The organism is Streptomyces sp. NPDC004542, from assembly GCF_040610035.1.
In the GTDB taxonomy this organism is placed as follows: Bacteria; Actinomycetota; Actinomycetes; order Streptomycetales; family Streptomycetaceae; genus Streptomyces.
The window spans coordinates 1-9,224 of record NZ_JBEXLP010000154.1 but is presented as its reverse complement, the minus strand read 5'-3'; the positions used below and the strand labels follow the sequence as shown (position 1 = coordinate 9,224).

Here is a 9,224-nt window from a genome sequence, read left to right as displayed (position 1 = left end):
TCCGTAACCGGCGCCCGCCCCCCCCCCGACCCCCCGCGGACCGTCCGCCGGCCGGCGCCTCACAGCGCCCGTGGGGGGCGCCGCCACACGCGCAGGCCCACGGCCGCGACGAGCAGGACCGCGCAGCACGCGAACACCAGGCCGGCGTCGCGTACGCCCAGGCTCACCGCGAGGGCGCCCACCCCGACGACCGGCAGCGAGATCCCCACGTAGGCGACGACGAAGAACGCCGAGACGGTGGCGCTCCGGTGCTCCTGGGGGGCCGCGGAACTCACGGCGGTCAGACCGGCACGGAAGGCCATGCCCTGCCCCACGCCCCCCGTCGCCGCCCCCACCAGCAGTACCGGCAGGGACGCCAGGAGCAGCGAGACGCCGACGAGGAGGAGGCCGGCGACGAGTACCAGACAGCCCCACGGCAGGGCTCTGCGGGCGCCGACGCGTCCCATGAGCAGTTGTCCGCAGGTGGAGGCGGAGAACACGCAGAAGACGACGGCGCCGGTCACCGCCAGGTTGCGCTCGCCCAGGGTCTGGGCGAGGAAGGCGGGGGCGACGGCCGTGAACAGGCCGAGCAGGGAGAAACCCGCGAAGGCGGCGAGGGCACTGGACGGGAAGACGTCCCGCACCTCGGGGGGCACCGTCATGCCCTGCGCACGCAGCGCAGGCCTGGGGCCATGGTGGCGTACCGTCTCGGGCAGCAGCCAGGTGACCGCCATGGCGGCCGCCAGCAACCCGAGATGGACGACGAAGGGCAGCTCGAGCGGCCAGGGCGCGTACTGGGCCAGGAAGCCGGAGAGCAGGGGGCCGAGGCCGAGACCGCCCATGTTGGCCGCGGTGGCCGCCAGTCCGCCCCGGGCGCGGCGTCCCGGCGGTGCCAGGTCGAGGACGGTCACGGTGCCCGTGCCGCTCAACAGCCCCGCGGAGAAGCCCGACAGCACCCGGCCGGCGTACAGCAGCGGCAGTCCGCCCTCGAACAGGAAGCAGAGCGCGCTGAGCACGGACAGCCCGAGCGCGGACAGCAGTACCGGGCGCCGCCCCAGCACGTCGGAGAAGCCGCCGGCGATGAGCAGCGCGGTGATGACGCCCACCGCGTAGACGGCGAACACCACCGTCACGATCAGTTCGGAGAACCCGATCCGCTCCCGGTACAGCCCGTAGAGCGGCGTGGGCAGGGTGGTGCCCATCATGCCGACGGCGAAGACGCCGGCCGCGCACTTGTACCCCGGCCGGCCGCCCCGGCGCCGGCGCTCGGCATCACTTCTGATCACACCTCACCATAGGCGTCGGGCCGCCGGGGGCGTGTCACTCGCGGTCCGAGGCGGGCCAGACGTAGGGCAGGTCGTCCGGCACCCCGGGGAACAACGCCGCATACGTGGCCGGGTCCTTGCGCAGCAGCGCCGAGCGGTGGCTGCGGTGCACGGCGTCGTCACCGAGCCAGCAGGGCAGTTCCCCGGCGGCGGCCAGCTCGTCCTGCCCGCGCACCGGCGCTCCGGGACGGACCGCGGCGAGATCGGCGACGAGGGTGGCCGCACAGCTGTCCTGGTGGCCCCGCTCGCGCCAGACGCGGCAGACCTCCAGGCCGTAGCGGACCAGCGCCTCCTCGTAGCCGGTCCACATCCGTACGGCGGGGTGCCGGCGCCAGCCGTACCCCCGCACGGTCAGCCCGCGCAGCACCTGCAGCGCCTCGACCCGCTGCTTGCCGAGCCGCCGGCGGTCCAGCGCCCGCGCCGACTCGGCGAAGTCGGCGTAGGGCACAAACGTCTGCATACGGGCTCCCTGCTCCGGTGTCCCCGCAACCACCTTGCCCGTGCTGCGGCGGCCGGGCATCTCCTGAGCCGGCCGGGGCGTGACCCCGGCCCTGTGCGTGCTCCCGGGTGGAATTTCCCCCTTCCGGTCCGGCAGCGGTGTGATGTTTCGCACCGGAACGGAATGAACCATTCCGAATGGGCAACGTTCCCTCTCATGCCCCGCGTCAACCTCCCCCAGCAGGTGACTCCATGACGACGGCGACCACGGCGCCCCGAACGCCGGCCGCCACCGCCGCGGCCACCGCACCCGGTGGGCAGACCCCACCGTCCTCCTCGATGCCCTCACTGCCCTCCCTCACCGGGCTGCGCTGGATGGCCGCGCTGCTGGTCTTCGGACTGCACGTGCACAACTTCCGCTACTTCGGCGGGACCGGCGGCCGGATCGTGACGTGGGCGTTCGGGGCCGGGGCCAGTGGGGTGTCCTTCTTCTTCGTCCTGTCCGGATTCGTACTGACGTGGTCCGCACGCCCGAACGACCGGGCGCTCGGCTTCTGGTGGCGGCGGATCGCCCGCGTCTACCCGGTGCACCTGGTCACGGTGGCGATCGCGCTGCTCATGACGTACACGCCGCCGCATCTGCCGAGGCCGACGCTGCGTCAGGGACTGGCCGACGTAGTGCTGGTGCACTCGTGGTGGCGCCCGTGGTGGCAGACCCTGGACCCGGTCAGCTGGTCCCTCGCCTGCGAAGCCTTCTTCTACGCCGCCTTCCCGCTGCTGGCCCTCCTGCTGCGCCGTCTCGGCGCCCGCGGATCGGCGGTCCTCGCCGGGGTGTCGGTGCTGGCGGTACTGGTGCTCGCCCACACCGAGTCACACCACTGGTTCAGCCAGCCGATCAGTTCCTTCCCCGCCGCCCGCCTGCCCGAGTTCGTCCTCGGCACCGCGACCGCGCGGCTGGTGCTCCTCGACCGGTGGCGCGGGCCCGGCCTGGAGGCCTCCCTGGCGCTGGCGGTCATCGGCTACTTCCTCGTGCCGCAGGTCACCGCCGGCTATCCGGCCACCACCTGTACCGTCATCGGCTTCGCCCTGCTCATCCCGGCGGCGGCCGTCGCCGACCTGCACGGCCTGCCGTCGCTGTGGCGGCGCCGGCGGCTGGTACGGCTGGGGGAACTGTCGTTCGCCTTCTACATGGTTCACCTGCTGGTGATCCGGGCGGGCACCACTCTCCTCGGCAGGTCCCCGCGGTTCGGCCTGCCGACGGCCCTGGCCGTCACCGCCGTGGTGTTCACCGTGTCCCTGGCCCTGTCCTGGGTCCTGTACGAGGCGGTCGAGCGGCCCGCGCGGCGGCTGCTGCTGCGCGGGTGCCGTTCCGCCGCGGCCCGGCGGGCGGCCCCGGACACCCGGTCACCGTCCCCGTCGTCCGCGGCGGCCGGCTGAATCACCCGGCCGGACCGCTCAGCCCCGTCCACGCCCCTGGCCCAGGCGCGCCAGCACGGCACGCGCCATGGCTTCCTCACCGCTCGCGTTCGGATGCGCCGGGGCGGCGGGCGAGGCCGGCTGGAGCGGTTCGATCCAGCGGTCCCCGGGTGCCTTGCACATGTCGTGACCGCGCGTGGGGCCGTAGGTGTCGACGTACTCGGCATGGTTCCACGCGGCCACCAGGCGCAGCATCAGGTTCAGCCGTTCGCCGGTGTCCCGCAGATAGGGGAAGTCCTTCGCCCCGAACGGGACGGAGGGGTAACAGCCACTGCCGTCGTCGGGAAGGAGATCCGGGTAGCCGACGACGAGCACCCGCGCGTGCGGGGCCCTGGCGTGCACGGCCCGCAGCACACGGTCGATCTTCGGGGCGGTCCGCACGATGGTCACCGCCAGCCGGTCGACGCCCGAGGAGTCGTAGTAGCGTTCGCACGGGTTCCCCGCCGGATCCTGGGAGCCGAGGCGGGCACAGGTCTGGATGATCGAGCCGAAGCCGATGTCGTTGCCGCCGATCTGGACCGTCACCAGGTCGGTGTCCCGTCGCACCGCGTTCAGCTGCGGGGCGTTGGAGCCCTGTGCCTTCCACATCTCCTCGGTCGTCGCCCCGCTGCAGCTGACGTCCTTGAACGCCGTCACGCGTCGCTCCGCCGCCACGATCGAGGGGTAGTTGTGGTCGGAGCGCGCGCACTCCGCGTCCACCTGCCGGGGTATCAGGGGACCCGAGGTGTAGGAGTCGCCGAGTGACACGTAGTGCGTGTCACGACCGTGTCCGCCGACCGCGCTCGCGGCGGCGGGTGTTGTCGAGGCCGCGGCGAGGGCACACCCGCCCAGTGCCGCCCCCCACGCCACCGCCCGCCGCCGTCGCGACGCCCCGCCCGGATGTGTGCCGTCCGCCATCGAGTTCCTCCCCTGGTGCCTTCGCACGTTCGACGGGGCTTGTATACCGTCCGGTAGGTCCGCGAAGCCAGAGGCGGGATCCGACTATTGAGTTCTGGTCAGCACGTCAGCTCACTTCCGGGCCACCACGCGCAAGGTCCGCACCGAGGGGTCGGCGGCGTCGGGGATCAGTACGCCGTGTTCGACGCCGCTGCGCAGATAGCCGAGGATCTCGCCGGTGATCACCTCTCCGGCGGCCACCACGGGCACGCCCACTGGGCCGGCGCCTGCCGGAGGCCTCGCACGTGCAGGGCATCATCACCCACGGCGGCACGGCCACGAACATCGTTCCCGCATACGCCGAGGGGCGGTTCGGGCTGCGGGCGGCCACCGGCCGGGCCCTGGTGGCGCACTCCAACCCGGCCATGGCGGAACTGATCCCGCTCGCCGAGGCCTCCAAGGCCCGGGCGCACGAGGACGCCGCCGGCAAGGGCAAGGAGGCCGCGCTGAAGGCGGCCGCCTGACGTCCGGCCCGGCCGCCCCGGCGCCTCAGGGTGTGTCGCCGTGCCAGTCGTACCGTGTGCCGTCGTGCGGCCGGGGCGCGTAGAGGCTGCGGCCGCCCGGGCCGTAACGGCCTATTTCGGTCACGAGTGCCACCGGCTCGCCCGGTGCGCGGCCGGGGCGGCCGGGGCGGTCGGTGATGTCGAGCAGCAGGCCGTCCAGCGGCCCGCCCACGAGCTGGGCGTAGGTGTGGTCGGGCCGGGGGCCGGCGTCGTCGTGGTCGGCCCCGTACACCCGGCCGCGCATGAACTCCTGCTCATCCATGCCGGGCAGCCTCGCACCCGCCACTGACAACCGCGGCGGGCGGGGCGCCCTGCCTCCTCTCCCCTCGCCCGGCTCGCCTACCTCGCCCGGGCGGCAGCGGGGGCCGTGGTGGGTCCGGAGAAGGCCTTGTCGAGCGCCTCCCAGCCCCGCCACGCCATGTCCACGACCCGCTGCGGCACCGACGCGGCCGGTGCCTCGGGCCGGCCGTTCGACCGCCACCACCGCAGCACGACCCGTTCCACCCCCGGCAGCGCCCGCTGCCCGGTCACCGCGAGGGCGATGGCCACGAGCACACCCGTCCAGGCGACCGGGCCGAGGGGGGTACAGCCGAAGAGGTGGCTGACGGCGGGGGTCTGGACCAGCACCACGAGGGCCGCCGCGGAGCCGAGCGCCGTGACCCGCACCAGCGGGCTGTCCCGGCGGTCGGCGAGGGTCTGGGCCAGCTGGGTGCCGACCACGGCGCACAGGGCCATGGTGGTGGAGCGACGGGCCGTGCCCGGGGTGAAGCGGCCGATCAGCCAGGCGGTGGTCGCACCCAGGCAGGTGGTCAGGGCGCGGTGCCGGATCTGCCGGATCAGCGGCCTGCCGAGCAGGGACGTGACGAGCTGCTCGTCGGGCGCCGCCGTCCGGTCCTCCTCTCGTTCCTCCTCGTGCGGGGTGACCGCCACGGCCATCGCCGGGAACAGGTCCGTGAAGAGGTTCACCAGCAGCATCTGGCGGGTGGAGAGCGGGGCCACCCCGGCCAGCAGGGTGCCGAGGATGCCGAAACCCACCTCGCCCGCGTTGCCGCCGATCAGAATGGCGATGGCGTCGGCGACGCAGCGCCACAGCGCCCGGCCCTCGGCCACCGCTTCGGTCAGCACGGCGAGGTCGCCGTAGGTCAGGACGATGTCGGCGGCGTTGCGCGCCGCGGCCGAACCGCGCGCCTTGATGCCGACGCCGATGTCGGCGGCGCGGATCGCCGCGGCGTCGTTGGCACCGTCGCCGACCATGCCGACCACCCGGCCCGCGTCCCGCAGCGCTTCGATGACCAGCAGCTTCTGCTCGGGGGCGACCCGGGCGACGACATCCGCGTCCCGCAGGATCCGGGCCCGCCGCGAACGGTCGGCCTCGGCCAGCTCGTCGCCGGTGACGACCGACGTGTCCGCGGGCCAGCCCAGCTCGATCGCGATCGCCCGGGCGGTCTGTGGGTGGTCGCCGGTGAGCATCACCGGCCGGACGCCGGTCTGCCACAGTTCCCGGACCAGCGCGCGGGAGTTCTCCCTGGGCACGTCGGACAGAGCCAGCAGGCCCGTGAAGCGGAGCCCCTCCAGCGCTTGGTCGAGAGCCTCCTCGTCGTCCTCGTCCGCCGCCAGCGGGCGGTGGCCCACCGCCAGCACCCGCAGCGCCTCGCCGGTCAGCGCGTGGGCCGCCGCCAAGGCCTCGGGGGGCAGGTCGGCACAGGCCGGCAGCACGGTCTCCGGCGCGCCCTTGACCACCAGCACGCGGGCCCCGTCCGCGCCGTGGCCCACGGCCGCGGCGTAACCGCGTCCGGTCTCGAAGGGGCGGCCCTCGGTCTGCACCCAGTCCGGGTCGGGCCCGGCCGCGTCCAGCACCGCCTCGTCGGTCGCGTGGGCGGGCTTGTCCTCCCCGTTCCCGTTCACCCGGGGGCAGGCCCGCGCGGCGATCCGTACGGTCTCGGCGGACTGGGGGCTCGTGGCCGGACGGATCGTGCCCCGGGGGTCGGCCACCCGTACCAGGCGCAGCCGGTTCTCGGTGAGCGTGCCGGTCTTGTCGAAGCAGAGCGTGTCCATGCGGCCCAGCGCCTCCAGCGTGCGCGGGGTCCGGACCAGGACACCCCGCCGGCTGAGCCGCCGGGCGGCGGCGAGCTGGGCCACCGTGGCCACCAGCGGCAGGCCCTCGGGGACGGCGGCGACGGCCACCGCGACCCCGCCGCTGACCGCCCGGCGGATCGGGGCGCCGCGCAGCAGGGACAGCCCGGTGACCGCGGCGCCGCCCGCGAGCGTCAGGGGCAGCGCCTTGCGGGTGATCTCCTGGAGCCTGGCCTGCACCCCGCCGGCCGGTGGCTTGCGGGCCGCGAGGTGGACGGCCCGGGCCGCCTCGGTACGGTCACCGGTGTGGACCACGACCGCCTGGGCGTGTCCGGCCACCACGGTCGTCCCTTCGAAGACCATGGACAGGCGGTCGGCGACGGCGGCGTGGGGGGTGGGTTCGGTGCGCTTGTCCACCGGCAGGGACTCGCCGGTCAGCGCGGACTCGTCCACCTCCAGCCCGTCCTCCCACACCAGCCGGGCGTCGGCGGGCACCACGTCGTCGGCGGTGAGCTCGATGACGTCGCCGGGACGCAGTTCGGCGGCGTCCACGGTCCGCGGCTCGTCCGGCGGCCGAGCCGCCTCCTCCTGCCCGGGCCGCCGGGCGGGACGGCTGAGGCGCGCCTTCTGCTTCTGTTCGGCCAGCAGCCCGGACAGGGCGCGCTCCGCCCGCAGCCGCTGGACACCGCCGATCGTGGCGTTCAGGTCGAGCGCCCCGACGACCAGCATGGCGTCCACGGCGGAGCCGAGGATCGCCGAAGCGGCGGAACCGACCGCGAGCACCGGGGTGAGCGGATCGTCGAGTTCCCCCCGTACCGCCCGGCCGAGCTGCAGCGCCCAGCGCGCCGGTGCCGACGCGGGGCCGAGCACCGGGTGCTCGCGGGCGGCCTCCGCGAGGCCGCGTACCCGGGCGGCCCTCCGCTCGCCGGGGGTGGGCTCCGGCGGGATCTCCCGCGCCAGCCGCTCGTGGACCTCCTCGACCTCCAGGGCGTGCCACGCGATGCGCGGCCGGGGACGCGGAGGCGGGGCCGTGCCCACGCGGAGGGCCGCGTACGCTCCGCTGAGCAGCGCGGCGGCGGCGCCCGCGTCGACCGGGGCGTGCCGCAGGCCGGGCAGCGCCGAGCCCTTGGGCTTCTTCCGGGACTCGCCGATGGCCACCAGCAGACCGGACAGGACGGCACTGGAGCGGGCCAGTGTCTGCGACCTGCGGCCCACCGCCCGGGCGGCCGGTACGGCGGTCAGCAGCCGCCAGACATCGGCCAGACCGTGGGCGGCCAGCAGGTCCGCACCCCAGACGACGGCCCCGTCGCGGTCGGTGAGGGAGACGGCCACATCGCCGCCGAGCAGTCCGGCGAGCACGTCGGTCTGGTGCAGGGAGGTGGGCCGGGCGACCGTGATGACGGTGTCGCCCCGCTCGCGCAGCTCGCGCACCACCTCGTTCCACGGCCGGCCGCCCTCGACCACCCGGTCGGCGAGTCCGGCGAGGTCGCTGAGGGCGGGGTCCTCGGTCATCACCACGTTCAGCCTGGCGTGCCGCGCCGCGTCGAGCACGGCCTCGCCCCACGGGTCCGGGCCGCCGTCGGGTGCGCGCAGTGCCCCGGCGTGCAGCACGAGGGTGTGCGCGGTCTCCAGCTCCCGCAGCCGCGCGGTCTCCCGCACCAGCACGCCCTGCCGGGCCAGGGCTGCGCTGAGGACGGCGTGGAAGGCGCCGGGGCCGTAGCGGGCGGCCTTGGGCGAGCCCGCCAGCACTGCCTCGGCCGCCTCATTGGCGTCGTGTTTGACCAGTTCCGTCACCACGGCTCCGAGCACGCTGCCGATGGAGGCGTGGGCGGCGTACTCCTGGTACGGGACGGTCCGCAGCGGTGGGCGCGGGCAGTGGTCGGCGGGCACGCTCACCCGCCCGGGCCCGGAGAGCAGGTCGTGGGCGACGTCGAACGCCGCGGCGCGCGCCACGCGTTCCGCGAGCTGGCAGGAGCGCAGCGCCCCGTCCAGCACCAGGGCGGTCGGCGAGCGGTCGGCGGCGTGGGTGGCCGCGTTGGCCGCGGCGAGCACCAGGTCCATGCGGGCCACGCCCACACTGCTCGCCAGCCAGGCGCGGAAGCGCGGGTTCTCGCGCAGCAGCGTGACCCCGGCGGTCACCGCCCGGGCCGAGCGGGGCAGTGGCACCGAGGAAACGGTGAACCCGATGACGGCGCCGACGACGTCGACCGCCAGGGCCGCCGCCGTGAGCCGTACGCCCCCCGGGTCGCCGGGGTGGGCGTACTCCTCCGGCTCGTCGTCCATGAAGACCAGGCCATGGCGTTCGGCGAGCCCGGCGGCGTGTTCGACCACCCCGTCGGTGAGTTCCTCCCCGGCCGCCGTGACCACCAGCCGGCCCAGCCCGCCGTCCCAGTACGCGACCTCGACCTCGACGCCCAGCAAGGCACCCTTCCCCTCATCGTGCTGGCTCAACTGGTGCTGGGAAGCTCCACCTACGCGATGGCCGTCGCACTGA

General features: G+C 74.9%; 6 protein-coding genes and 2 pseudogenes. 2 read left to right on the top strand and 6 right to left on the bottom strand.

The window, feature by feature from the left end:
- Positions 1-59: 59 nt before the first annotated feature.
- Entirely contained in the window at positions 60-1,265 is a 1,206-nt protein-coding gene (locus ABZX30_RS37125) for an MFS transporter (RefSeq protein WP_355942588.1), read from the bottom strand.
- Between the two features lie 34 nt (positions 1,266-1,299).
- The gene (locus ABZX30_RS37120; RefSeq protein WP_355942586.1) at positions 1,300-1,764 is read right to left on the bottom strand and encodes an MSMEG_6728 family protein; all 465 of its coding nucleotides are present in this window, start codon (positions 1,762-1,764) and stop codon (positions 1,300-1,302) included.
- Between the two features lie 230 nt (positions 1,765-1,994).
- Between ABZX30_RS37120 and ABZX30_RS37115 the strand changes: the two genes are divergently transcribed.
- A complete protein-coding gene (locus ABZX30_RS37115) occupies positions 1,995-3,179 on the top strand; it encodes an acyltransferase (RefSeq protein WP_355942584.1) in 1,185 nt (394 codons plus the stop codon).
- Between the two features lie 18 nt (positions 3,180-3,197).
- On the opposite strand, the gene ABZX30_RS37110 is transcribed toward ABZX30_RS37115, so the two are convergent.
- Both ABZX30_RS37110 and ABZX30_RS37105 read right to left on the bottom strand, forming a co-directional pair.
- Positions 3,198-4,115: an SGNH/GDSL hydrolase family protein gene (locus ABZX30_RS37110; RefSeq protein ID WP_355942582.1), complete on the bottom strand. Its 918-nt coding sequence runs from the start codon at positions 4,113-4,115 to the stop codon at positions 3,198-3,200.
- Between the two features lie 111 nt (positions 4,116-4,226).
- Positions 4,227-4,373: pseudogene (locus tag ABZX30_RS37105) on the bottom strand (amino acid decarboxylase); the annotation flags it as partial.
- Here ABZX30_RS37105 and ABZX30_RS37100 point away from each other — a divergent pair.
- A pseudogene (locus tag ABZX30_RS37100) lies at positions 4,370-4,498 on the top strand (amidohydrolase); the annotation flags it as partial. The pseudogenes ABZX30_RS37105 and ABZX30_RS37100 overlap by 4 nt on opposite strands.
- A gap of 145 nt (positions 4,499-4,643) precedes the next feature.
- Here ABZX30_RS37100 and ABZX30_RS37095 read toward each other — a convergent pair.
- Together ABZX30_RS37095 and ABZX30_RS37090 are read right to left on the bottom strand one after the other, a co-directional pair.
- Positions 4,644-4,919: a hypothetical protein gene (locus tag ABZX30_RS37095; RefSeq protein WP_355942579.1), complete on the bottom strand. Its 276-nt coding sequence runs from the start codon at positions 4,917-4,919 to the stop codon at positions 4,644-4,646.
- A gap of 77 nt (positions 4,920-4,996) precedes the next feature.
- Complete coding sequence (locus ABZX30_RS37090; protein ID WP_355942576.1) at positions 4,997-9,181, bottom strand: cation-translocating P-type ATPase; 4,185 nt, start codon at positions 9,179-9,181, stop codon at positions 4,997-4,999.
- Positions 9,182-9,224 lie beyond the last annotated feature (43 nt).